We start from the raw sequence: 25892 nt of genomic DNA, 5'->3' as shown, positions 1-25892 counted from the left end.
CTCGTTTCCCGTTAGCCCTCCATAATGCGCACATGATATCTATTAAAATCTCTCACTAGGGCATCGGTTGTATGGAATGCCATATCGTGGCAGCCTCAAATGCTCTTGCAGCTCGAAAAATAGTCGCTTCATCAAAGGGGCGTCCCACCAACTGCAGACTGATTGGTAACCTCTCAGCAGTAAATCCACAAGGAACAGCAATTGATGGCTGGCCAGACAAATTAAAGGGACAGGTATAGCGGAACATGGCATCGTTTACACTTTCTAATTGACCGTTTAGCACTACGGTGTTCTGACCGATCTTCACTGCCGGTGATGGCACTGTCGGAGTAGCGATAACGTCCACATGTTCCATGACTGAATGGAGGCTTTGTTTAATAATGGTACGCAGTCGTTGGGCCTTCAGGTATTTGGTAGCGCTTAATGCATCACCTGCTTCCAGGTACAACCGGACGTCGGGCGAGTACCAGTTAGCCCAATTCTGGAGCAATGGCTCATGGTAGCTGGTCGCCTCTGCAAAAATGATTGTGTACGTGCAGAGCAGTGATAGCTCCACATAGGGTAACGTAACTTCAACGGGTACAGCTCCCAAGTCAATAAGCGCTTTTATCGCCCTCTCAACCTGCATTTTCACTTCGGGATCAATACGCTCAAAGAAGTAGTTACGTGGTATCCCAAGACGGAGGCCTTTAATTCCATCCTCAATCCCAGCAGTATAATCCGGTACAGGAAGTAAACTGGTGGTCAAATCCATAGGGTCGTACCCTGCGATGATTTGTAACATCATGGCGGCATCCTTCACTCTCTTTGTCAACGGACCGAGGGTATCCAGCGACCAGCTGAGGGGAAACGCTCCAAATGTACTTACCCTACCATAAGTTGGTTTGAGTCCCACTATGCCGCAGCAGGCTGCAGGATTACGAATTGAGCCGCCAGTATCTGTACCAATGGCGGCAATGCATTCGGATGCTGCTACCGCTGCCGCAGATCCGCCGCTGGATCCACCGGGAATATATGCTAGCCTCCAAGGATTACGAGTAGGACCGAATGTAAGATTGTTGTTCGTCGATCCATAGGCGAACTCGTGGCAATTCTGCTTACCAATGATGATAGCACCGGCTTGACGGAGCCGAACGACAGAGGATGCATCATAATTAGGAATACTATGAGCGAACATCGCTGAGCCTGCAGTGGTACGAATACCTCGGGTCATCAACGTATCTTTAAGGCCTATCGGAATGCCGTGGAACGGTCCTAAATAATTACCCTCGAGGATATTACGTTCTGCGGCGTGGGCGTCAGTTAGCGCCTGATGCTTCAAAACGGTTATATAAGCGTTTAACTTAGGCTCTATGGCCTCGATTTGTTGTAAAACCTGCCGTGTCACTTCTACCGGGGATATCTGTCGCGAGTGTATGAGTGGCGCAAGTTCTGTCACTGGGAGGAAAGCCAAGATCTTTTCCGTCACTCGATATTTCACATCCTTCCATGAAACTATGGGTAGACTGAAATACCAAACTTGGCTGTACAAACATAGCAGGTTCAATAGAATTCAGTTCGTCAATAATTGGGGAGAGTAGATTCGCTAATTTTTCCGCCATAGCCGGATCCATTGGCCGTTTGACTTCTTCACGGAAAAGATTCAGAATACTCTCCTTGGATATGGGCATTTACCTCACTCCTTGCAAACACTGGAAACGTTGTATTTGGGATAGGGAAATCCGACGAATTTTAATAATCCTATAGTAAAATATTTCTCTTATGGATCATATAGAACCACTTCATGCTGTTCTTATCCAATGCGAAAAATTGGCAGAACTAAATACCCGAATCGCTTTGGATCATGCTAAGAAATTAGCCCATTAACCGACAAATGAGAAGACAAACTACTAAGAGTAGCCTATCAAAATGGTAGGCTGTTTTCTGTATATAGAATCATATTTTATAGAGTTGTATTGCAAAGTAAGCTAACATCGTATAGACTAATAATCAAGTTATGTTATAAATAGTGACATTAATGCGACATGAAGGATTGGACCTGTCAAATCTTAAGGGGCAAATTTGGAGGTGATGATGTGGACAATATTCATAAGACTGGATTCTATGAAGTATATATAGAATGAGCGATGTTTACCCGTAATCTAGTGCATAATATTTTTTTCTTCATATTGCGACCATATAACGATATTAAATAATACGAGGTAATGGGGTTAAAAATAAGACCGGCAGCTGGAATTTATATTCGATTTCATGTCATGTAAAATAACATAACTTTTTTTATTTATAAAGCGACTATTTAGCGACAAATGTAAAGTGGAGTTAGGTATGGGCACAACCTCAAGATTTCAGAACAGCACAAACCGACTAAAGAACTTATCCAACTCATTTAAGAAGCGGGCTGTTAGGGTTGTAAATAAAAACATAGAAGGAGAAGAAACATGAAACGAACAATACTTAATAGATCTCTATCCGTGCTTACGGCCGGGGCGATCCTGTTAGCATCGCAGATATATCCCGTCGCCAACGCCGCTTCACCCCCTTTAGGAGATGTTTCCGGGGATTTGGCCAAGGAAATCGCCCAATCCTACGAACTGAAGCTAGTAGAAGGGTTTTCGGATGGTACATTCCGGCCCGATCTCGAGGTCACCAAAACCGAATTCGCCCTGATGATCGGAAGGGCATCCGAGCAGGCGAGCAAACCGTCACAGGTGAAACTAGACGGTTCGGACCCCGTCACAAGAGAAGAAGCCGCAGTTGTATTAAACGGGGTTCTGAAATTAGACCGGGCAAGCGAACCGTTTGCCGATGTTCCGGAAGACAGTGAATATGCGGGTGCGATCGGAGCCATCTCAAAAGCTCAGCTCATGACAGGTTATAGCGCACAAAAGTTCGGTTATGGGGATACATTAACCCGGGGACAGGCAGCCACGGTTGCGCTACGGCTTTATCAGTACATAAAACCATTTTATATCCTGGAAGCTTCAATTCCCGAAATTCAGCAAGCGATGGAAACCGGTAAACTCACTTCACTGCAATTGGTTCAAATGTATCTCACTCGGATCGAGAAATATGACAAGGAAGGCCCGAAACTGAAGGCCATCATTACCGTCAATCCGAAAGCTCTCGAAATTGCAGCAGAACTTGATGCCGAACGGAAGAAATCCGGACCGAGAGGTCCAATGCACGGGATTCCCGTTGTCGTTAAGGATAATTTCGATACCGCCGATATGGCTACCACCGCCGGCTGTGTGTGCTTGAAGGATTCCGTTCCGCCAAAAGATGCTTTTCAAATCAAAAAATTGAAAGAGGCCGGAGCGATCATTCTGGCGAAAGCCAACCTTCACGAATTCGCTTTTGGCATTACAACTCAAAGCTCCCTGGGCGGCCAAACGTTGAATCCTTACGCACTGGATCACAATCCGGGAGGATCAAGCGGCGGCACCGGAGCGGCGGTCGCGGCCAATTTTGCCGTCGTTGGCTTGGGGACCGACACCGGAGGATCGATCCGGATCCCATCGTCTTTTAACAGTCTGGTAGGCATCCGGCCGACGATCGGATTGTCCAGCCGAAATGGCATTATTCCATTGGCTCTTACTCAGGATGTCGGCGGACCGATGGCGCGCACGGTTATGGATGCGGCAATCATACTGGATGCAACGGCGGGATACGACCCGGAGGACGTCGTGACGGCATGGAGTATCGGGCGGACTCCGGACAGCTACACGCAATTTCTGCGCAAAGACGGTCTGAAAGGAGCCCGGATCGGTTTTATTACGCAGCTGCTCGGTTCCGCGCCTGAGACTGCAACGGTCAACAGTACTGTTTACGCCGCCATCCAGGATATGAAGCAGCTTGGGGCGGAAGTCATTCACGTAACCGTTCCCGAATTCGATGAAATTACGAAGTACCCGAGCTTGAGCGGTTGGGAGTTTAAATTCCAGCTGAATGATTACCTGACTGAACTCGGACCGAAAGCACCTTATCATTCCTTGACGGAAATCATTCATTCCGGCAAATTCGATCCCTCCCAAGAAAAGGCGATGATCGCCAGGGATGCTCGAAATTCGTTAAACGAAGGGGAATACAAAGATATCGTTCTGTTCCGGACAAAGCTGACGCAGCAGGCTCTGCTTAAGGTGATGGCCGACCAAGATTTGGATGCCTTCCTCTACCCGTCCAATTCGCAGCCGGCCACCTTGATCGGACAACCCCAACCGTCAGGAGGAAACAACCGCTTGAGTGCGTTTTCCGGATTTCCTGCCATATCCGTACCGGCAGGGTTCACCAAGGACGGACTCCCTGTCGGAATCGAGTTCCTGGGCAGGCCGTTTGATGAACCGACGCTGATCAAGTTGGCGTATTCCTATGAACAAGGGACCCATCATCGCAAGCCGCCCGCTTCAACGCCATAACCGCCACAAGATAAGAAAAACCGTCCGGAACATCGCTGGACGGTTCTTTGATTTTCAAACCCATATGTTTGTGCATTCGATGGGATGGTTATATGAAGGAACATGTGGAATCAAGCATTAGAAATTATGAAATTATAGCTTGAATTTCTCAACTAATAATTTTCAATTCTCCCGCCATATGCGTAAGAGCTGATGAAGAAGATGATATTTCCTCCATAGAGGCCAGTTGCTCTTCTGTAGCAGCAGACACATTCTCCGTTCCGGAAGCCGTAGCTTTTGCAACCTCAGCAATCCCTTCGAAGGCGTACACCATTTGTGTGGTTCCATATGTAATTTGTTGGGCAGATTTTGAAACCTCTTGCACCTGGTTGCTGACTTCTTTGACAAACTGTTCAATCTCAAAAAATAAGCTGCCTGCAGCCTGTACAACTTCTGTTCCTATACTCACTTCGTTCGTCGCCGATAGCTTTGAGCCTTGTGCCATGTTGATTTCATCACGGATGGCATCAATCAGTTGCGTGATCTGTTCCGCTGATTTAGAAGACTGTTCCGCCAGCTTCTTTACTTCATTCGCTACTATAGCAAATCCGCGTCCATGTTCACCCTTCGTGCTGCCTCAATTGAAGCATTTAACGAGAGCAGATTCGTCTGCTGGGTTATCGGGGTTATTACTCCCGTGATTTGACCGATCTCTTGAGAAGTATGTGACAGATGGGTAATGACCTGCGCCAATCCCTTAACAGAACAACGCAATTTTCTGTATTTTTGCCGATAGTTCATTAATTGTCTGGGCGCTTCCTTCTACTATGAATACTTGCTGCCTGGCCCCCTCTGACATTTCTTGGGCGCTACCCGCAATATGTTCGGTCACTTTGGAGGATTGCTCTGCACTTGCCGTCAGCTCTTCGGAAGAAGCCGCCAATCGATTGGAGGATTCGCTCACTTCAACCAAGACCGAACGCAACGAGTCCACCATGAGGTTAAAGGTTTCTCCCAATGCTTTAAATTCATCCAAAAATCAATATTCCCAAGGATATTTCATAGTGAAAAAGCTTGCCAGTCTCTTGCTTTCTTCTCTGCGTATTCGACGTATTTCCGCTCTCTTCGGAGCTGACTCGTGCAATTTAGTTTCTTCCTCTGTTTCTGGAACAACGTGGGGAACTTCCACTGGTTTTTTGTTATCATCCAATGCAACAAATGTTAGAAAAGAGGTAGCGGCTATTCTTCTAGCTCCGGTTTTCAAATCCTCTGTTACAACCTTTACAAAAACCTCCATCGAGCTCGTGCCTGCCCATGTAACAAATGATTCCAAACAAACGGAATCCGATGTATGAATCGGGTACAAAAAATCAACGGAATCAGTAGAGGCTGTTACTACGGACCTACGGCAGTGTTTGTGTGCAGCAATTGAAGCAATATCGTCAATGTAAGACATTAACTTGCCTCCAAACAACGTGTTGTGATTATTCACATCTGTGGGGAATATTCTTGACGTTTTGAAGCATCTGGATTCTCTGGCAAACCTTAATTCCATATATTTCGATCACTCCTATCTTATAATTAACTTGTTCATAAAAGACTTAATGTCGGTGGTTATAACTTGATTTGCAATTCGGACAACTTGTCCTTATTGCATTATAAAATAGTTTGGCATGTAATAGCAATCATTAAAGTATGGTAAAAGCTTTTCAACCGTATGTTAATTCTTTTTAAATTCGACAGACTCGATAAGCAATGTCAAAGGCAATCGTCCAGTACAAAGGACAGCAAGTATAAATGAAGTCGCAGCCTTTACCCACCATATTCTCGCATTTTTCGAACCGGCTGGATGCCCGCAGGAAGCGCGATTGAAAGATCGAAACGATATCATCCATAATCACTAGACCATCTTATTCATTGTCCATTTCATTACAAGTCTCGAATTTTTGCGGCTTTTTTTTACCTTTAATCTAATCATTATTTTGGATTAACTGAAGAAGATAGAAATTTATGCTAAGAGGCCTAAGAAACCGAATACGACAGGGAAGAATGGCCGTCCGAATGAAAATTGTCCCCTGAAAAACGGGGGATTTGTACGCAATAATGCGTAAACGTACCTTATGGCGAAAGCGATTTTCCCCTAGAATCAGTCATGTAAGCGCTTCAAAAATCTGATAATTATTGGGGGTATTTATAGTGAAGAACTGGACGAAATTGAGCAGCATCGCACTCGCATCAATCATGACAGTTTCACTTACAGCGTGTGGATCGGAAACGAAGAATGACGCAATCTCAAAAGCATCGCCTGTCGCATCTGCTGCGGCGACTCCTACTGCACCTGCAGCGACAACTCCTGCAGCGCCAGCCGATCCTGTTGTTAAGCTTAGCATTTTTACCAATCATTTCGACGATGACACTTCCAAGCCTTACGATTACGCGGTCGCCGAGCTGAAAAAAGCGATGCCGAACATTGAAGTTACTTTGGTGCCTGGGCTGCAGGATAATGGTCAAAAAATCAAAACGCAAATGGCGACAGGAGACTTGCCTGATATCATCGACACCTCTTGGGATATCATGCAGATCGGCAGCAAGTCGAACAATATTCTAACGTTAGATGATGCCCCGGAAACGGCGCAATTCAAGAAAGATTTGAACAAAGGCAACGAAGCTAAATTGATTGCGCCGGACGGCCACGTGTACGGCTATCCGTATGCCGGCACTGAATTTATCATCTTGTATTATAACAAGAAACTGTTTGCGGAAGCAGGTGTACAGGCGCCGATCAAAACGATCGATCAATTGAAGGATGCCGCTAAAAAATTCAATGCGAAGGGAATCATTCCGCTCGCGATCTTCTCAAAAGAAAAATGGATTGGCAACGCACTATTGCAAGGATTCATGACTCGCGAGGAACCGAAAGGCTACGGCGCCCTCAATGGCGCAATGGAAACGCCGGCTGCTCTGAAGCTGGCCGCTAAGCAAGTGGAGGAGCTGCAAGCCGCAGGATTATTCGCGAAGAACGCGACCCAGACGAATTACGATCAAGCCTCTTCGCTATTTTACCAAGGCAAGGCGGCAATGTTCGTCAATGGCCAATGGGAAATTCCGAGCTCGCAAAAAAATCTGGGAGACAACGTAGATTTCATGAACTTCCCGGCGAAAGACGAAGCCACCTATGAAAAAGCAAAGTTTGCAATGAACGGAGCGGGCGGTCCAGGAGGCTTCGCAGTTTCCGCAAAAACGAAAAACAAAGAAGTCGCGATTAAAGTAGCTGCGTTCATGGCACGTAAATATGCTGAGTACAAGTACACGCAAGTGGGCACGCCGATTGTATCGATCAAGGTCGATAAGCCAATCACTGCGCAAGTGCCTGCGATGCTGACTCGTCTCGGAAAAGAAGTGATCCCGAATATTACGAGCTTCGCGACCGTGCAGAATGATACGAACGTAAATCTGAGTATTGACGACAACTCGCAGAACCTGATAGTCTCCGGATTTACGGCGAATCAATTCGTAGCAAATCTCAATAAAACGCTGAAGAAATAAATCCTTACAGTAGCTTATGACTCACATCGACGTGTAAGTTGGTGTGAGTCTTTTTAAAGAAAGGGAGCATGGAGATGAAACAATACCTAGGAAACAAACGGGCAATCTTAATTTTTTTAACACCGGCGATTGTTCTATATAGCGTAATCGTGTTTTATCCAATTCTTCAGACATTTTACCGCAGCTTCTTTGAATGGGATGGCCTTAGCGAAGCGACTTTTATTGGCGTCAGAAATTATATCGATCTTGCCCAAGATTATTTATTGACCACTTCACTCCGGAATGGACTTTTATTCGCCCTTGTTCTGGTCGTTTTCCAAATCGGTCTAGGCACGTTGTTGGCGCTTATTTGCTCGGACCCGACGGTGAAAGGCCGGAAAGTGCTGAAAACCGCTTATTTTATTCCCGTTGTGCTTTCGGTCACCGTCGTGTGTCAACTTTGGCTTTCCATGTATGACCCGGTTAACGGACTCATCAATAAATTGTTTCAAGCACTCGGGATGGATTACCGCCAAGAATGGCTGAACTCACCAAGCGTCTCGATTATTGCGATTGCCTTCGTCAACGCTTGGCAATATATGGGGTTTCAGTTTGCCTTGCTCTATGCTGGCGTAAAATCCGTTCCTGAGCATTATACGGAAGCAGCTCGAATCGACGGGGCGGGTAAATGGAAGGCGCATTGGCACATCACGCTCCCGCTGATGAAGGAAACGTTCAAGTTTTGCTATATTATTGCCATTACAGCAGGGATAGGTGCTTATGTGCAAATGGCTATTATGACGAATGGCGGCCCAGGCACGACAAACTATACGATTACGTTCATGATCATCCGGAACGCATTTTCGGGCAATCAATACGGGTATGCTTGTGCCATTTCGGTATTGTTGATAGTGATTAGCCTAATCGTCACCATTATCATCAACAAAGTGTTTGATAGCAGAGAAACCGGATTGGAACAGGGGTAAAGGAGAGTCATGGTATGAACAAAATCGTCGGAATCGTCCTGCAGTCCTTTTTATGGGTTTATTTCGTGATTTCCGTATATCCGTTAATTTGGATGGTCTTCTATTCGTTGAAAAACAACGATGAAATCTTCGTAACCAATCCTTTCGGAATACCGACGCACTTCAGATTCGAGAATTACGTGAATGCCTGGAATAAATTCAGTGTCCCCACCTATATCGCCAATAGTATGGTTGTCTCTACGATTACGACGATCGGTGTTGTCCTCTTCGCCGTCATGTTTGCATATGCAATTGCCAGGCTTCGGTGGAAATTTCGAGAAGCGGTGCGGATTTACATGATTATCGGCATGTTTATTCCGATTCAAGTCATCATCATTCCCTTGGCGATTATCGTGAAAGATTTTCACTTGACGAATACTTACGGCGCTTTATTGATCCCTTACGTGGCGTTCGGGCTGCCCTTTGCGTCGATGATATTTTACGGCTTCCTGCGAGGGATTCCGCAAGAGCTGGAAGAATCGGCTTGTATGGATGGCGCCTCGATTTATCTCGCTTTCTTTCGCATAATTCTGCCGATCCTCACTCCGGCAGTCGCAACCATTGTTATTCTTCAGTTTATGGGGACGTGGAATGAGTTTTTTTTGGCGTCGATATTGATTACAAAAGAACAATTTATGACCTTGCCGATTGGGCTCATCTATTTTCAAGGCCTTCATGCGACCGACTGGGGCGGAATGGGCGCTGTCATGACGATCGCGAGCTTGCCGATGGTCGTGTTATACCTGATCTTCACCGAACAAGTAGAAAGCGCTTTGACGGTCAGTTCTGCTGTGAAGGGTTGAATAGATAAATTCGCAGTATTAATCAAAAATACGATATTAGGAGGCAATTTATGTCGAGAAGGTTTTTTGGCAAATTGTTACTGTAACTTATGCTCTTGACTCTCGTGTTCGCGTCGGGGTGGCCGGTCGGAAATCAGGTTTACGGTGAGTCGGGTACTGTTTATTACGATGACATAAGTGTTCAGTCAGAATTACCTTAAAAACCTTAAAAAAAGAAGCAACATGTGTACAGTGTGAACAATTAGCTCAAATGAGGACAATTCTGAATAAATAAAGCGGCTCCGCCTCGCGGAGTCGCTTTATTATGATCAGCTTCATCGAGCACAAAAGTTCCCCCAATCGGGTTAAGCTCAAAGAAAATTCAACCACTTTTGTGCCGTTATAGTGAACTATGCTTTGCCAATAATATTGTCATAGAACCGTTTCGAATTTTCGAAAAAAGCATGGATTGAATCTTTGATTCGTTTCTCATCCTTGGAATGAATAGCAAGCATCAACGAACTACGTATTTCAGTGCTGCTTTCGATCGCTCCGGGTACCTTCAATAGCTTCAAACTTGTTTCTCTACGTAAATGAACAACGGTTTGCATCAATTTGGCATAAATGCGATTGCCGCAAATTTCTCCCATGTAAATATCAAACTGATCTAATAGATCTAAAAACTCAGCTGGATTATGCTCATTTTTTGCTTGGACAAGCGCATCAAGAATCAGGAGAAGATGATCTTGTTCATCTTGTGTTGCTCTACCCGCAGCAAGGAGATATACCTCGGATTCGATTAGTTTTCGAGCGGCATACACTTCATCCAAGTTATGAATTTCGCTATAAAACATCCAAGTAATCGTTTCAGGTGAAAAAGGGGCTTGTTGTTCGTTTACGAAGCTGCCTTCACCTGCTTTTATGGTAAGCAAACCGACAAGAGACAAAGCGCGAAGTGCTTCACGAACGCGGCCCCGAGTCACCTTGAATTTATCAGCAAGATCTCTTTCATTTGGGAGTTGATCACCAGGCTTAAGTTGGCCTGAAGTAATGATACCGGCAATTTGCTCCATAATTTGCTCAGTAACGGTAACTTTTTTGACTGCTTTTATATCTAACATTCGGTAGGACCTCCAATAAATCATGTTTAAATCATTCGTAATAGTTAAACTATACTGAAAATGATTGAGGGTAACAAGGTTTTATGATATTGTAATGATAATGGTACTCTGGTAGTACCAATGAAGATGGAGAGGTTTAAACTATGACTAAGAAGCTTCGTGGTATTACTTGGAACCATACAAGAGGTTATGTTTCAGTTGTAGCTGCTTCGCAACGATATATGGAGCTGCATACAGATGTGGAAATTACGTGGGATAAACGTTCACTACAGCATTTTGCGGATTATCCGATTCAAATGTTAGCCGAGCAATACGATTTATTAATTATTGACCATCCATGGGCTGGGTTTGCTGCTGATAAAAACATTTTGGTTCCATTGGATCAGGTGCTTCCACGCAAGTTTATGGCCGATCAAGCCGTAAATTCAGTAGGTAAATCACACCTAAGCTATAATTTTGACGGTTATCAAAGTGCTTTAGCTGTTGATGCAGCAACGCCTGTAGCATCATATCGACCGGATTTATTTGCAAATGATGGACTTAATTTGCCAGCAACGTGGGAAGACTTAGTTGGGTTAGCTAAGCGAGGTAAGGTTGCTTTTGCTGGAATTCCCATTGATACGCTTATGAATTTTTATATGCTTTGTTACACGCAAGGCGAAGAGCCATTTTTCAATATAGAAAGCGTTGTCAGTACAGATATGGGGCTTAAGGTGCTGGATCAGCTTCGAGAACTTACGAATTACTGCACAAAGGAAATGTTAGATTGGAATCCAATTAAGGTTATGGAAGCAATGTCTACGCGTGATGATCTTTATTATTGTCCTTTTGCTTACGGATATTCTAATTATGCCAGACGAGGTTACTCCAAATATGCGGTGCGTTCTACTGACATGGTGTCTATCGGGGGTCATGGAAAACTAAGATCAACCTTAGGCGGAACGGGGCTCGCTATTTCAGTCAACTGCATGCAAATGGATGATGCATTAAGCTTTGCAATGTTTACAGCTAGTGCTGATATCCAAAAAACAATTTATTTCGAGAGCGGCGGTCAGCCAGGACACAGAGATGCATGGTTGGATGAAGAGGTTAACCGTCAAACACAAAATTATTACAAAGACACTTTGCCTGCATTGGACCGCGCTTATATGCGTCCTCGTTACAGCGGATATTTTCATTTTCAAGATCATGCAGGTGATTTAGTCCGAGATTATATTCGTCATGGCGGTAATCCAAAAGAAGTATTGGCAAGGATGGATATTTTATATCGTGAATCACTAAAGGAGAATCTTTGATGAAACCTCTTGAAGGACTTTTAGTACTGGATTTCAGTCAATATCTTTCTGGACCATCTGCTGCACTGCGTCTTGCGGATCTTGGCGCGCGAGTGGTTAAGATAGAAAGGCCTGAAACCGGTGACTCTTGCCGCCAATTGTCCTTAAATAACTTATTATCGGATGGTGATAGCGTATTATTCCATACGATCAACCGAAATAAGGAAAGCTATCAAGCGAATTTAAAAGACCCCGAAGATCTCATTAAAATAAAAAAGTTAATTGAACATGCGGACGTAATGATAGAAAATTTCCGCCCAGGAACGATGGAAAAACTAGGTTTAGATTATGAAAGTGTGAAACTAATCAATCCGAAAATAGTCTATGGCAGTGTTAGCGGATATGGGAAAGAAGGACCTTGGAAAGGAAAGCCAGGTCAAGATTTGTTAATCCAATCGTTATCCGGCTTAGCTTGGCTCAATGGAAATGCGGATCAACCTCCGGTTCCTTTTGCACTTGCTGCAGTAGATTTATTTACAGGTGCACATTTAGTTCAAGGCATTCTTGCTTGTCTTGTACGTCGTGGGAGCACAGGTATTGGCGGGCTGGTGGAAGTTAGTCTGCTCGAATCGATTTTGGATTTTCAGTTTGAGGTATTGACCACGCATCTGAATGATGGCGGACAACTTCCTGTGCGTAGCTCCTTAAATAACGCGCATGCCTATTTAGGGGCTCCATACGGAATTTATGAAACGGCGGATGGGTATCTTGCGCTTGCCATGGGCTCGATTATCAGGGTTGGGGAACTCCTGGAATGTGATGCATTAGTGACATATAGCGATCCGAAAACCTGGTTCACGCACCGAGATGAAATCAAGAGTATCTTAGTAACTCACCTTAAGACGCGAACAACACAAGCATGGCTTGCGGTACTTGAACCTGCTGATTATTGGTGCGCAGATGTTTATACATGGGATCGATTGCTTGAACATGATGGATTTAAAACGCTGAACATGATTCAGGAAATCACTAGACCCGGATCCCCTAGCCTACGAATGACACGATGTCCGATTCGGATTAACGAAGCCCTACTTGAATCAGACAAATGGGCCCCGCGTATCGGTGAAGATAACGAAAGATTGGATAAAGAATTTCTTCTGAGCGAATTGAGCCTATAGGGAGTGACAGCATGACAATAACTACTACGTACAAACCGCTGGATGGTATTCTCGTACTGGACTTCAGTCAGTTCCTCTCCGGACCTTCTGCTGCTTTGCGATTAGCCGATCTCGGTGCAAGGGTGATCAAAATCGAGCGTTCCGGAACAGGTGATATATGTCGAACTTTATATATTTCCAATATGGAGTTGGACGGAGATAGCACGTTATTTCATTCCATTAATCGGAATAAAGAAAGCTTCGCGGTAGATTTGAAAAATCCGGATGAACTTGAAATCGTTAAAACCTTAATTCGTAAAGCGGATGTACTTATTGAAAACTTTCGACCGGGCGTTATGGAACGGCTTGGACTGGATTACAAGCGAGTTAATGAAATAAACCCTACACTCATCTATGGTGAAATTACAGGTTATGGCCACGAAGGTCCATGGCGCGACAGACCCGGGCAGGATTTGCTCGTACAATCGTTAACTGGTCTCGCATGGCTTAACGGTGATGCAGGCCAGCCCCCTATGCCATTTGGTTTAGCTGTTGCAGATATGATGGCAGGCGCACAACTTGTGCAAGGTATTTTAGCTTGCTTAGTGCGACGTGGAGTTACTAATGAAGGGTCTTTCGTTCAAGCAAGTTTGCTTGAGGCTACACTGGATTTTCAATTCGAAGTGCTGACAACGTATTTGAACGATGGCGGAAAGCTTCCCGAAAGAAGCGGCATTCATAATGCGCATGCTTATTTGAGGGCCCCTTACGGTATCTACAAGACCAAAGATGGCTTTGTCGCACTGGCAATGGGGTCCGTTCTAGAACTTGGTAAGCTGCTTGAATGTAAAGCTTTATTGACCTATACCGATCCAAATGAATGGGCAACTAAGCGAGATGAAATTAAGCGAATCCTTGCGGAGCATCTAGAGAACGAATCAACACAGCAATGGCTATCCGTCCTTGAACGCGCAGATTATTGGTGTGCTGACGTGATGTCATGGGATAAGTTATTGCTGCACGAAGGATTCCTATTATTAAACATGACACAACAGGTCACTCGTAATAATGGCACAAGCCTCTTAACTACAAGGTGCCCGATCCGAATAGACGGGCAAATTTTCACATCATCCATAGGCTCACCGAAGCTCGGTGCGGATAATAACTCAATCATGAAGGAGCTGGTAGGAAATGACTGAAATTAAAAATGTTAACCGTCCACATCAAGATATCCCTTTGTTTAATACGGAAGATTGGATGTATGAGGAGTTTGAGGTAGGTAAAAAGATTCGTTCCATGCGCCGTACGCTATCAGAAGGGGAGAGTATGCAATTTAACGCTTTAGTGATGGATATGCACCCGTACGTAGCTGACGAAATCTTTGCCAAAGAAGAAGGCATTTTTCAGCGTAGATTAGTTGCCGGGGCTTTTGTGTTCAGCGTAGGTCTAGGATTGATGGCACATAACAACATTCATACTTTTAGCTATGGTTATGATAAGCTTCGTTTCATTAAACCCGTATTTATCGGAGACACCATCTACACGGTGCGTACGCATTTGGAGAAGCGTCCTAAGTACAAAGAGTTAGGATTAGTCAAAGTCAGTTACGAAGTGTATAAAAATGAAGGCGAGCTCGTCCTCTATTGTGAACATTTACAAACGGTAAAGTACCGAAATCCGGAACAATGGCAAGATCAAATCGAAAAAAAGGGATGATGAGAGATGAGAATCGATGCCCATCAGCATTTTTGGAATTTGGATAAAGTTGCCTACCCGTGGCTAGTACCTGCATATGGACCTTTATATCGCACAATTGAAGCAGCTGAGCTCGAACCGCTAATTAAAGCGGCTGGGATCGATAAAACGGTCCTCGTACAAGCGATGGATTCATATGAAGATACCGATTATATGCTTGAAACCGCTGCCGTGCATGATTGGGTAGGGGGTGTAGTAGGCTGGGTACCGCTGAATAAACCGCACGAAGCTGCGAAGAAGCTAGAGCTGTATACAAAAAATCCTTTATTTAAAGGCGTCCGCCATCTGATTCATGAGGAGCAAGATCCAGATTGGGTCGTGCAGGATGATGTCATTGAGGGATTGAAGGTGTTGGCATTATTTGGATTGAGTTTTGATGTCGTGGCCGTTTTACCAAGACATCTAGAGCATGTATCGACACTTGCTGAAAAAGTACCTAATCTAAAAATCGTCATTGATCATTTGGCAAAACCGCCAATTAAGGATGGGCTGATGGAGCCTTGGGCAAGTCAGATGAAGAAAGCGGCTTCTTACACGAATGTATATGCCAAATTATCTGGGCTTAATACGGCTGCAGATTGGGAAAACTGGACGGCAACAGATATTAAACCATATATAGATTTTGCTTTCCAGATATTCGGAGCGGAACGTCTCATGTTCGGCAGTGATTGGCCTGTAGCGAATTTGGCCGGTGATTACGCTAAAGTATGGAATGAAACAAACAAAGCGCTAGAAGTTCGCTCGAAAGCCGAAATTGATGCTGTGCTTGGACATACAGCTGCACAATTTTATCGATTATAAAAGATGAATGGAGAATAATAAAATGATCCAGACTCTATTTTTCGAGGATTATGAAGTAGGCTCTTCACGGATGACCTTAGGTAGAACGATTACCGAAACAGATATTGTTATGCACGCGGGTCAAACGGGTGATTTTTTCCCGCATCATATGGATGCCGAATGGTGTAAAACGCAGGATTTTGGAGAGCGCATCGCTCATGGCACTCTCATATTTAGTGTAGGGATCGGAATGTCTGCCGGCGTAATGAATCCAGAGGCATTCTCGTATGGTTACGATCGGCTTCGGTTTGTTAAACCTGTGCATATCGGGGATACGATTCGTGTTCGCACTACAATTTCCACCAAAGAAGAATATCTGAAGCGTCCAGCTTACGGACTCGTAACCGAACAGGTAGAAGTACTCAATCAACAGAATCAAGTAGTCCTGGCTTGCGCTCACTTATTGTTGGTGAAGAAGAAATAGGCGAAGGGGTGATCACTATGGAACTGAAGCAAAGTGCTTTGCTAGATCTAGATTTAGACTACAAACCCAAGGTACCTCGGAATAAAAGCAAGGGAATCGGTATTGTTGGTGCAGGCGCTATTGTTCAAGCCTGCCATCTGCCCGCCTATCGGATGGGTGGTCTGAACGTTGTCGGGATTTATGACACTAATCGCGCTCATGCAGAAAAAGTCGCAGGTGAATTTGGACTCAAAAACATATTCGGAACACTAGACGAGTTATTGGATCATCCCGAAATCGAAATTGTTGATATTGCCATCCCTGCTAAATTTCAACTTGAAGTGGTAGAGCGTGCAGCAGCTAAAGGCAAACATGTACTTTGTCAAAAGCCGCTTAGCGAATCGTATGCAGATGCCAAACGTATTGTGGAAGCATGCGAGTCAGCGGGTATTAAAGGAGCCGTTAATCAGCAATTGCGCTGGGCACCGGGTATTCGCGCTAGCCGTACAATCATTCAAAGAGGTTGGTTAGGGCAGGTTACACAAGCCACGATTCAAGTAAATGTGAATACAGATTGGTCACTTTGGCCATGGATTACGAAAATTGATCATCCGGAGTTGATGTATCACAGCATCCATTATATTGATGCCATTCGCTCCCTATTGGGAACGCCAGAATACGTTTACGCTGACGGAGCCAAATTTCCAGATCAAGTATGTAAAGGTGAAACCCGCACGTTGATTCATATGAAATTTCCTGGTGACGTGACAAGAGGACTCATTCACGACAATCATAACAATATTGCTGGACAAGATGATTGGTATGCTACCTTTCGTTTTGAGGGAACTGAAGGCGTGATCAAAGGTACCAATGGGGCTTTGTATAATTACCCAATCGGCCAGAAAGATACATTGAGCTTTACTTCTCGACAGATCGATCCAGCCTACTGGTTTACACCGGAACTTGAAGGCAGATGGTTTCCGGATGCATTTTTAGGCACGATGGGAGAATTATTGTGTGCCATTGAAGAAGAGCGCGAGCCGGAAAATAGTGTTCAAGATAATTTGCTGACGCTGCAGACGTTGTTTGCTGCTTATCGGTCGATGGAAGAAAATCGCCCAATTTGGCTCAAGGAAATTGATTTAGAGAAATCGTTTTTTAATTAATTCTTACACCACTACCATATTATACGACATGTAATTTGTGCGAAAAACCAGTTTAGCAATAACTACTGCTGACTGGTTTTTTCATATATGACGTCATATGTAAAGTTTTATTTATGTGTAAAAAATGGTGTCAATTATGTTTCGGTATATAATTGATTGATCGAGTCGATCGAGTCATTCTCCAATTCGCTACTGTGATATTCAATCGGCGAGGTAGGCCCAAGAGGGAGCATGCTCGGAGGAGTCGGGCTTGCCATATCCGCGGGTACCGGGCATGCCGACCTGGCGGCACAATTTCTCGAGATCGGCCGACAGAGCATTTCAACGCACAGCCTTTTTCTTGAATGGGGGGCAGCCAGGGCACCATAACGTCTGGCTGGATTCAGAGGTCAACCTGATGTCCAATGGCTTTTTTGCTCAGACACAGCGTACGCTTGACATGGGCTCCATGCGGCCCAGATTCGACGGGTATATCGCATTTCAGGGCAGGCGGGCACTTTAACAGGAGGTATGCAGGATAAAAATGGATATATATATCTTAAATTATTGCTATATCCTTCCGTCCAACTCAATTATAAAATGAAAATTGTAAACAGGATAAAAAAGAAGCAGACGAAAGGGGTTTACCAATGAACATTCGGAAAACAAGCGAATTGTTGGCCTTGACGCTTGTAGTAGCGTTGACCACCTCAGCATGTAGTCAGAGTGACAATAAGGCAACCACGTCAACAGCATCAAAACCTTTTGCAGGTCAAAAACTATCTATTTTTGCTCTAAACCATCAATGGACGGATTCGATAAAAGCTGCGCTACCTCAATTTGAAGAGTCAACGGGGATGAAAGTAGACGTGCAGGCGTTTGCTGAGGACCAATTGCAGCAAAAGCTTGCGGTTCAGTTTACTTCGAATTCGGAAACACCTGACATATTTATGTCCCGCCCTTATATGGACAAAATATTGTTCTATAAAAACGGCTGGACAACACCGCTGGATAGTTACGTGAAGAAAAATGCCAGCTACGATTTCAACGATTTTTCCAAGGCGGCAATAGATGCATCCAGCATAGACGGCAAGCTCATGTATATCCCTATATTTACGGATCAGTTTGTTCTGTATTACCGGAAAGACATCCTGCAGAAAAACAATATACCGATTCCGAAAACATTGACTGAATTGGAAGCGGCGGCCAAGAAGCTGCATGACCCTGGGAAAGATTTCTACGGTATTGTCGGCCGGGGGCAACGCAACGCCCTGGTTACCGCCGTAGCCTCGTTCGTCTTCTCCGAAGGAGGCGACTTTATGAAAGGCGATAAGGCAGCTGTCAACACGCCAGAAGCGATACGCGGGTTCCAGATTTACGCGAATCTGCTTAAAAACTATGGTCCCCAAGGAACGCTGAATATGAGCTGGCCTCAAGCAGCAGGGTTATTTGCACAGGGCAAATCGGCATTTTATGCGGAAACAGCTTCCATTTACAAAAATACAACGGACCCAGAGAAGTCGCTGGTCAAAGATAATGTCGGTTTCGCTGTATTTCCAGCGGGATCCGCCGGGGCCAAACCTTACAGCATCGCAGCATGGTCGCTGGCGATGAATCCGAAAGCGAAAAATAAAGATGCGGCTTGGGCATTTATGGAATGGGCCAGCAGTAAAGAGAATGTGCTCAAGATCCAACGCAGCGGTGTGTCGGGAGCCCGGAATTCGGTATGGGCGATGAAGGAAGGCACCGAGACTTATCCGCCAGATCTGGCTGCAGCCATTCAGGAAACCATGAAGATCGGCGTCGGTTATAACGTACCGCAGGTCATTAGTGTCGGTGAAGCGCGGGATGCCATCGGAAGCATAGCGGTTAAAGCCATGCTTGGCGAAGATATTAAAGGTGCTGCGGATCAAGCGAATCGCGAATTCCAAGCCATTATTGATAAAGATAAAACGAAGTAACCACCAATCAATTGAACGAGGGCAAGCCTTAGATCGCTCTTAGGCTTGCTATTTTATTAAAAAGGAGTCGGTATGGTGTTAATGAATTGGTTGGATCGTCATCTTAGATGGGTGTTTACTTTACCGGCTGTTCTTTTTATTGGATTGATGGTTGCTTTTCCGATCATTTATACGGTCAAGATCAGTTTGTATGAATGGAGCATGTCAGCCATTTCGCCGCCCAAATGGGTGGCACTCGATAATTATACGTCTCTTTTGGCTAATGCTAAATTTTGGAATTCGGTTCGACTTACCTTTTATCACACCTCCGTCAGCATGGTTTTGGAAACGGTGTTAGGAGTAGCCGTCGCTTTGTTATTCTCCAGATCTTTCGCCGGACAGAAGGTCGTCAAGACGATCATGATGCTTCCCATGGTCGCAACGCCTGTATCCATCGGGTTGGTCTGGCTGCTGATCTATGAGCCTTCTATCGGTCTGGCAAACCAAATGATGCGAAAAGTCGGCTTGCCGACGAACGAGTGGCTTGCCTCGATCACGCAAGTGATCCCTTCGCTCATCGTCATTGACGTTTGGGAGTGGACGCCGTTGATCGCATTGATTGTGATCGCGGGGCTTGCCACGCTTCCTTCGGACCCGTATGAATCGGCCGATGTGGATGGAGCTTCTTCGCTGCAGAAACTAGTTCATATCACACTGCCGCTGCTCATGCCGACCATATTAACAGCCGTCATTCTGCGAATGATTGACTTGCTTAAAACCTTCGATACCATCTACGCGACGACCCAGGGCGGACCTAATTTTGCTTCGCAGACACTTAACTTGATGATCTTCGATTTGGCGTTCGTTAATTTTAAGTTAGGCTCCGCGTCGGCCCTGCTGATTATGTTCTTTCTCCTCATCATGCTCATGATCCTGTTACTAATGGCGATTCGGAAAAGGCTGGGTGGACTCCAATGAGGCAATCGACTGTGGTGCGTATAAACTTTACGCTTGTGAATATCCTGGTACTTCTGTTTTTTCTGTTCCCTTTCTTATGGATGCTGTCCGCCTCATTTAAAATGCAAGTTCAGGTGTTATCCTCACAGCACTTGTTTATGTTTACACCGACGGTTAAAAACTATATCACCGTATTTAAAGAATACGACTACTTGAAATACATTATAAACAGCTTCTCCGTAGCCACCGTTTCTACCGCCGGGTCGCTTCTGCTTGGACTGCCGGCCGCATACGCCATTGCCAGATACCGGATGCAATATTTTGCAGTGACCATCCTGATCGCCAAAATTATTCCGGGTATTACCTACTTGGTTCCTTGGTATATTCTGTTCAATAAGCTCCATCTGGTGGATACGTACACGGGCCTTGTGCTTAGCCATATGGTGATCGGTCTGCCTTTTATCATGTGGGTCATGCTTCCTTTTTTTGAGACGTTTCCGAAGGAAGTGGAAGAGTCCTCGTGGATCGACGGAAACTCCAAAATCCGCACCTTTTTCCAGATGGTTCTGCCAGTTTCCATGCCAGGCATAGTGACATCGTCGCTGCTGGCGTTCATTTTCTCATGGAACAACTTTATGTTCTCGCTGATTTTAGCAGGGGAAAAAACAAAGCCGCTTCCGATTGCCGTGTTCAACTTCATCTCCGGCAACGCCATCAACTGGGGGGCATTAATGGCAGCGGCTTGCATAATCACGCTTCCGGTCGTAGTGATCGCCTTATTTGCGCAAAAATATATCGTTAGCGGATTATCGGCAGGAGCCGTGAAAGGATAGTTAACGTTACAGACGATACGGAAGCTATAGTGAAAATTTAATGCCAGGCGCCTCCAAAGAGATCGTCCTGGATTGCTTCGAGACTTACCGCGTGAAATAAGCTCATTGTGCTCCCATCGTTTCACTTGTTCAAGTATAATAGATTCACAAGGAATGAGGAGCGTTGGGTATGAAGCACAGGTGGAATACATTTAGTAAAATGGTTTTGCTGATTGTCTTATTATTGATGCCGATCGGGTTGATATATAGTTACACGAACCATACTTCCGTTAAAGTCATCGAACAAGAACTACTTGAGAAGAGCTTGAAGCGGCTTTCCTTCCTAACAAGCCAGATGGATAATATCGTAGACCAGCTTACCATTTCATCGATTATTGTAAGCAGAGACGCTTCGATAAATGCGCCGGGGGCTCTTGGAAGCAGCTCCGATGCGTTTAAACAGTTGGAACTGCAAGAGGAAATTGTCCAAAAATTAAATTTGCTGAGCGCCTCCAGCAGGTGGGACAATCGGTTAATCATCTACTTGCCGAAGGCCAAGCAGGTACTGTCGAACGATTATAAGACCGTCTACAACGACGAATATGTAAAGAATCTATCGACCAGGTTCTGGCAGTACCATCCCGATCCTACTGGGGGCAATGCCTACTTCACTAAGGCGGTCATGAGTCCGCTTCTTGTGAATAAAGGCTTGTTGGAAGCCGAATCCGTGGTTGAGGTTCAGTTTACCGAGAGCAACCTGGTTCGGGTGCTGAAGGATTATCAATATGACGGTAGGTCCAATCCATTTTTTTATAAGCCGCTATTCGAACCGATTATGGATAAAACGGGAGATTCCAGTGTAACACAGCAAATCATCGCCATATTAAACCGGGAACCGCTTGATGAAGACGGTCATCGTATTGTTGAAATTAATCACGAACAATATATGGTGTACTACGTGCGTTCGAAAAGTCTGGGCTGGCATGTCGTTGATTATTTGCCGCTTAAAGAAGTGCTTGCTCCGATCACCAAGAGCCGAAATTGGTTTTACGCGACGATTGTCTTGATGCTGTTGATCAGCCTCTTGGCTACCGTATTTCTGTACAGGCAGGTCCAACTCCCGATCCAATTGCTGCTGCGTGGGGTTATGAAGCTGCAGACGGGATCGTTCTCCCATCGAATTAATTATCATCCGAGGAATGAGTTTGATTATTTGTTTAACCGATTTAATGAAATGGCGGAGGAAATCCAACGACTGCTCGAAAATGTATACGTGGAAAACATCCGGTTTCGAGACGCTAAATTGAAGCATTTACAATCGCAGATTAATCCGCATTTTTTGTCCAACTGCATGTTTTTCATTAAAAATATGATCGCCATCGACGATAAACAGGCTGCCACCTCTATGGTTTTGAATTTGTCGGAATATTTTCGTTACATCACGATGCTGGAGCATACGCTTACAACCCTTCGCGAGGAATTGAAGCTGATTGAAAATTATTTAACGATCCAAAATTTGCGTATGGAACGATTTCATTACGAAATCGATATTCCGGAGGAAATGCTTGACCTGCAAATTCCAAGACTGATGGTTCAGCCTATCATTGAAAATACAATTATCCATGGGATCGAGAAAAAGGAGCAATACGGAATCATTATTATTTCCGGCGAGTGGTCCGAAGGTGTCTGCCGCATCCATATCGATGATAATGGGGTAGGGCTTTCTGATCAGCAGTTAATTGAGCTGGAACAAAAGATGTCAAGTCCGCATGATCAGGAAGCTGGATGCGGGTTATGGAACGTTCACCAAAGGCTTGCCTATCAGTTTGATCAACAATCTGGCCTTATGTTTTCGCATTCTACGCTCGGAGGACTGAGAGTTGCTATCCAGTGGAATGTTTGAGCAGAGTAGGCACCAAAGGAGGAGGATGTTGACAACATGCTGGAATTACTTTTAGTAGACGATGAGATGAGTGTAGTAGAGACCTTGGCTGTCACCATTCCTTGGGCAGAGATAGGGATTGGAACGATACATAAAGCTTATTCGGCTTCGGAAGCGCTCGACATTGTCAATATTCATCCGATTGATATTGCGATAACCGATATCGGAATGCCTGGAATGGACGGGCTTGAGCTAACAAGAAGCATCTATAAGCATTGGAAGCATATCAAATGCATTTTGCTTACGGCACATGCGGACTTCAAATATGCCCAGACTGCGATCAAGAACAACATTTGCGATTATTTGCTAAAGCCGGTAAGCGACAAGGAATTAATTGAGAGAGTGTCTTCGGTTGTTCAAACGATTCGAACAGAACGGGAAAGCAATAACGCCTATCAACGGGCGATGAAAGCGATGCGCGATCATTTGCCTCGACTTCGAGGGGAGCTTCTGTACGATCTGCTTCAGGGAAAACGGGTATCTACAGAAAAGTTGGTTGAAAAAATTCATTTGCTCGAAGTGCCGGTTCAGGTAAATGACAGTATAGTCATGATCATGATCCGGTTCAAGGATCAATTCTCTGACTTAGATCCGTTTGAAATGTCCTTGATGGAGTTCGCGATCGTGAATATGGCGCAGGAAACGTTGGAGGAGTATTTTAACGTTTGGTTCTGCAAGGATGTGCATGAATATCTCGTGCTGGCCGTGACTCCCAAGTCTTCAGATGATCCGCAGTCTCATGTGAATCGGCTTACGCAACAGCTGCAAAGGAACATTGAGCATTTTTTGAAAAAGAAGGTGTCCATCCTTCTGGGACAATGGGGTGTATTTCCAGAGGACATCACCAAATTATATAACCACATGCTCCAAATTTTCAGTATGAGACTGGGCCAAGAGAAGGACCTGCCGGTTTATATTATGGACGATTCAGAGGTTCCCGAGGTCAGAACCCTGTTAAGTCTTTATGAGCCTCCTGCGCTCCTGCACTTAATGGAAGCCGGACATTGGGAAGTTGCCTCGTTAAAGATCTCCAGTATTATAGAAGAACTGGAAGCGGATTGGAGCGATTCTTCGGAGCACATGTTGGAAGCTTTTTTTGCTTTTTTTGCAGCCTTTTCTTATCTTGCTCACAAGAATGGCAAGAAGCTAGCAGACTTGATCGATGATGACTACGTGCGAGGAAAAGAATTAATACCTGCCAAAACAGTGAAGCATTTAACCGATTGGACCTTGAGAGTATTCGAGAAATTCAAGCAACAAGCCGTGAATGAACATCGCAGCGCCAGAATGGTTGCCGTGAAGGAGGCACAAAAATTTATTTTGTCTCATCTCTCGGGCGATATTTCTTTGCAAACCATTTCAGAGCATCTGCAGATGCATCCTGCTTATTTATCCCGGATTTATAAATTGGAGACAGGTGAAAATCTGAGTGATTACATCACAAGGTTGAAAATGGAATATTCACAGCGATTGCTCAAGCACAGCTCTAAAAAAATTTATGAAGTGGCGATTGAAGCGGGCTATCAAAATCCGCATTATTTCATAAAATTGTTCAAAAAGCATTATGGCTTGACCCCGCAAGAATACCGAAATTCGACAGTATAGGAGTGTTGGGAGTAGTAGCATTGCATTAAGGTAACACGTGCTATGAAGCTAGACGAGAAGATGAATACAATCCCTCCGACCGCATCCCAGATTTACAAGCATGAAACCCTTGATATATTTACGTTGATTCGTGTTCACATCGTCAAAAGGTTGTGTACAACAAGCAACGCGCTCATAAATTTGAATTGAATTTCATCAAAGTAAAAGTAATAAATGCTAAATAAAAAATAACCCCATTCTTTTTTGAGGATGGGGTTATTAATCTTTAAATACTTCTTTAATAATAACTTTCGCTTTCTTCACATCACGTATATTATGCCTCAAGAGGATATCTACAATTTCCTGAATTTCCTCTTCTTTTTCACTTAATTTGGTTTTGATATTTTTAGAATAACTGAATAACTCGTGGACTTCGATATCTAACGCATCTGCGATCTTTGCTAAATTAAGCATGGAGATATTTTTCTCAGCTCTTTCAATACCACCGATATAAGAGAAATGGAACCCTGCTATTTCACCTAGTTGCTCTTGGAAAAGCCCTTTTTCCTTACGATAATCCCTTATCCGAGATCCAATATATTTCAAAATGTGATCAGACATTTATACACCTCTTATATGAAGTGTAGACAAAGAAAAAAAGAAGAGACATACGTTGTTTTATATCAAAACTTGTAATGATATTCATATGTATCAAATCTATTGGTTGAGTCAATAATATTACAAGATAGATTAATAGATTTAAGATAGAGAGGTGAAGAAAAATGATTTTAGAAAAATTACTACCGCTGGATACTGCTAGGATAACTAGTGAGGGATTTAATTACAACGGTCAGATTTACACGACTCCGATTGCAATTAAGGAGCTTAGCTGGGTCTAACGGTAATATTTAATTTATAATGAAACAAAATAAACGGAGCCACGCGGGTTTGCGGGCTCCGTTTTACATTTAATTATGAAACATCACATTTATTTTTTTTTTTTTTTTGTGGTGTCAGAATTATTGAGAAATTTATTAAAATCGATGAGAGAGCAATTTCAAAATTGTTGAGAAATTGTGTGGTGTCATATTTATTGAGAAAATTTTCAGAATTTGTGAGAACGTAATTTCAAAATTGATGAGAAATATACAATTATGCATGAATATACATTTAAAATATTTAGGGTTGATATAAGAAAAATAAGGCATGGGCTACTGAAGAAATGGAGCAAATGTTGTA

23 protein-coding genes are annotated in these 25892 nt (G+C 44.2%); 16 read left to right on the top strand and 7 right to left on the bottom strand.

Features of this window, described 5'->3' with window-relative positions:
- Positions 1–55 precede the first annotated feature (55 nt).
- Positions 56–1468 carry an amidase gene (locus QFZ81_RS24025; RefSeq protein ID WP_307605087.1) on the bottom strand — a complete coding sequence of 471 codons (1413 nt, stop codon included), beginning with the start codon at positions 1466–1468 and terminating at the stop codon, positions 56–58.
- Between the two features lie 970 nt (positions 1469–2438).
- Between QFZ81_RS24025 and QFZ81_RS24020 the strand changes: the two genes are divergently transcribed.
- Positions 2439–4412, top strand: a complete 1974-nt coding sequence (locus tag QFZ81_RS24020) for an amidase family protein (protein WP_307605085.1) — start codon at positions 2439–2441, stop codon at positions 4410–4412.
- 148 nt (positions 4413–4560) lie between these two features.
- Here QFZ81_RS24020 and QFZ81_RS24015 read toward each other — a convergent pair whose 3' ends face one another.
- The 4 genes from QFZ81_RS24015 to QFZ81_RS24005 are packed head-to-tail and all read right to left on the bottom strand — an operon-like array spanning position 4561 to position 5946.
- On the bottom strand, positions 4561–4968 hold the full coding sequence (locus tag QFZ81_RS24015; RefSeq protein ID WP_483874680.1) for a methyl-accepting chemotaxis protein: 408 nt from the start codon (positions 4966–4968) through the stop codon (positions 4561–4563).
- A 20-nt stretch (positions 4969–4988) separates the two neighbouring features.
- On the bottom strand, positions 4989–5192 hold the full coding sequence (locus QFZ81_RS37485) for a methyl-accepting chemotaxis protein (RefSeq protein ID WP_373463708.1): 204 nt from the start codon (positions 5190–5192) through the stop codon (positions 4989–4991).
- Complete coding sequence (locus QFZ81_RS24010) at positions 5149–5427, bottom strand: hypothetical protein (protein WP_307605083.1); 279 nt, start codon at positions 5425–5427, stop codon at positions 5149–5151. The genes QFZ81_RS37485 and QFZ81_RS24010 overlap by 44 nt, the downstream gene beginning before the upstream one ends.
- A gap of 3 nt (positions 5428–5430) precedes the next feature.
- On the bottom strand, positions 5431–5946 hold the full coding sequence (locus QFZ81_RS24005) for an acyl-CoA thioesterase (RefSeq protein ID WP_307605081.1): 516 nt from the start codon (positions 5944–5946) through the stop codon (positions 5431–5433).
- 641 nt (positions 5947–6587) lie between these two features.
- Here QFZ81_RS24005 and QFZ81_RS24000 point away from each other — a divergent pair.
- From QFZ81_RS24000 to QFZ81_RS23990, 3 genes are all read left to right on the top strand, one after another.
- On the top strand, positions 6588–7937 hold the full coding sequence (locus QFZ81_RS24000; protein WP_307605079.1) for an ABC transporter substrate-binding protein: 1350 nt from the start codon (positions 6588–6590) through the stop codon (positions 7935–7937).
- A 74-nt stretch (positions 7938–8011) separates the two neighbouring features.
- Positions 8012–8902 (top strand): carbohydrate ABC transporter permease, encoded by an 891-nt coding sequence (locus QFZ81_RS23995; protein WP_307440913.1) that lies wholly within the window; start codon positions 8012–8014, stop codon positions 8900–8902.
- A 14-nt stretch (positions 8903–8916) separates the two neighbouring features.
- On the top strand, positions 8917–9744 hold the full coding sequence (locus tag QFZ81_RS23990; RefSeq protein WP_307440914.1) for a carbohydrate ABC transporter permease: 828 nt from the start codon (positions 8917–8919) through the stop codon (positions 9742–9744).
- 389 nt (positions 9745–10133) lie between these two features.
- On the opposite strand, the gene QFZ81_RS23985 is transcribed toward QFZ81_RS23990, so the two are convergent.
- Positions 10134–10844 carry a FadR/GntR family transcriptional regulator gene (locus QFZ81_RS23985; RefSeq protein WP_307440915.1) on the bottom strand — a complete coding sequence of 237 codons (711 nt, stop codon included), beginning with the start codon at positions 10842–10844 and terminating at the stop codon, positions 10134–10136.
- 143 nt (positions 10845–10987) lie between these two features.
- Here QFZ81_RS23985 and QFZ81_RS23980 point away from each other — a divergent pair, with 143 nt between their 5' ends.
- From QFZ81_RS23980 to QFZ81_RS23925, 12 genes are all read left to right on the top strand, one after another.
- Positions 10988–12139, top strand: coding sequence for an ABC transporter substrate-binding protein (locus QFZ81_RS23980; protein WP_307440916.1), 1152 nt, complete (start codon positions 10988–10990; stop codon positions 12137–12139).
- A complete protein-coding gene (locus QFZ81_RS23975; protein ID WP_307440917.1) occupies positions 12139–13296 on the top strand; it encodes a CaiB/BaiF CoA transferase family protein in 1158 nt (385 codons plus the stop codon). The genes QFZ81_RS23980 and QFZ81_RS23975 overlap by 1 nt, the downstream gene beginning before the upstream one ends.
- Positions 13297–13307: 11 nt before the next feature.
- Positions 13308–14474: a CaiB/BaiF CoA transferase family protein gene (locus tag QFZ81_RS23970; protein WP_307440918.1), complete on the top strand. Its 1167-nt coding sequence runs from the start codon at positions 13308–13310 to the stop codon at positions 14472–14474.
- The gene (locus QFZ81_RS23965; RefSeq protein ID WP_307440919.1) at positions 14467–14991 is read left to right on the top strand and encodes a MaoC family dehydratase; all 525 of its coding nucleotides are present in this window, start codon (positions 14467–14469) and stop codon (positions 14989–14991) included. Before QFZ81_RS23970 ends, QFZ81_RS23965 begins: the two co-directional genes overlap by 8 nt.
- A gap of 6 nt (positions 14992–14997) precedes the next feature.
- Positions 14998–15831, top strand: coding sequence for an amidohydrolase family protein (locus QFZ81_RS23960; RefSeq protein ID WP_307440920.1), 834 nt, complete (start codon positions 14998–15000; stop codon positions 15829–15831).
- Between the two features lie 22 nt (positions 15832–15853).
- Positions 15854–16294 (top strand): MaoC/PaaZ C-terminal domain-containing protein, encoded by a 441-nt coding sequence (locus QFZ81_RS23955; protein WP_307440921.1) that lies wholly within the window; start codon positions 15854–15856, stop codon positions 16292–16294.
- A gap of 17 nt (positions 16295–16311) precedes the next feature.
- Positions 16312–17439: a Gfo/Idh/MocA family protein gene (locus QFZ81_RS23950; protein ID WP_307605077.1), complete on the top strand. Its 1128-nt coding sequence runs from the start codon at positions 16312–16314 to the stop codon at positions 17437–17439.
- A 629-nt stretch (positions 17440–18068) separates the two neighbouring features.
- The gene (locus QFZ81_RS23945; protein ID WP_307605075.1) at positions 18069–19379 is read left to right on the top strand and encodes an ABC transporter substrate-binding protein; all 1311 of its coding nucleotides are present in this window, start codon (positions 18069–18071) and stop codon (positions 19377–19379) included.
- A 72-nt stretch (positions 19380–19451) separates the two neighbouring features.
- A complete protein-coding gene (locus tag QFZ81_RS23940; RefSeq protein WP_307605073.1) occupies positions 19452–20336 on the top strand; it encodes a carbohydrate ABC transporter permease in 885 nt (294 codons plus the stop codon).
- Positions 20333–21148 (top strand): carbohydrate ABC transporter permease, encoded by an 816-nt coding sequence (locus tag QFZ81_RS23935; RefSeq protein WP_307440925.1) that lies wholly within the window; start codon positions 20333–20335, stop codon positions 21146–21148. Before QFZ81_RS23940 ends, QFZ81_RS23935 begins: the two co-directional genes overlap by 4 nt.
- A gap of 169 nt (positions 21149–21317) precedes the next feature.
- A complete protein-coding gene (locus tag QFZ81_RS23930; protein ID WP_307440926.1) occupies positions 21318–23030 on the top strand; it encodes a sensor histidine kinase in 1713 nt (570 codons plus the stop codon).
- Positions 23031–23066: 36 nt separating this feature from the next.
- Positions 23067–24674 carry a response regulator transcription factor gene (locus QFZ81_RS23925; protein ID WP_307440927.1) on the top strand — a complete coding sequence of 536 codons (1608 nt, stop codon included), beginning with the start codon at positions 23067–23069 and terminating at the stop codon, positions 24672–24674.
- A 258-nt stretch (positions 24675–24932) separates the two neighbouring features.
- Here QFZ81_RS23925 and QFZ81_RS23920 read toward each other — a convergent pair whose 3' ends face one another.
- Positions 24933–25274 carry a helix-turn-helix domain-containing protein gene (locus QFZ81_RS23920; RefSeq protein WP_307605071.1) on the bottom strand — a complete coding sequence of 114 codons (342 nt, stop codon included), beginning with the start codon at positions 25272–25274 and terminating at the stop codon, positions 24933–24935.
- Positions 25275–25892: the final 618 nt, after the last annotated feature.

The sequence above is a fragment of the Paenibacillus sp. V4I9 genome (assembly GCF_030817295.1).
Classification (GTDB): Bacteria; Bacillota; Bacilli; order Paenibacillales; family NBRC-103111; genus Paenibacillus_E.
This window is presented reverse-complemented; position numbering and strand designations above follow the sequence as displayed.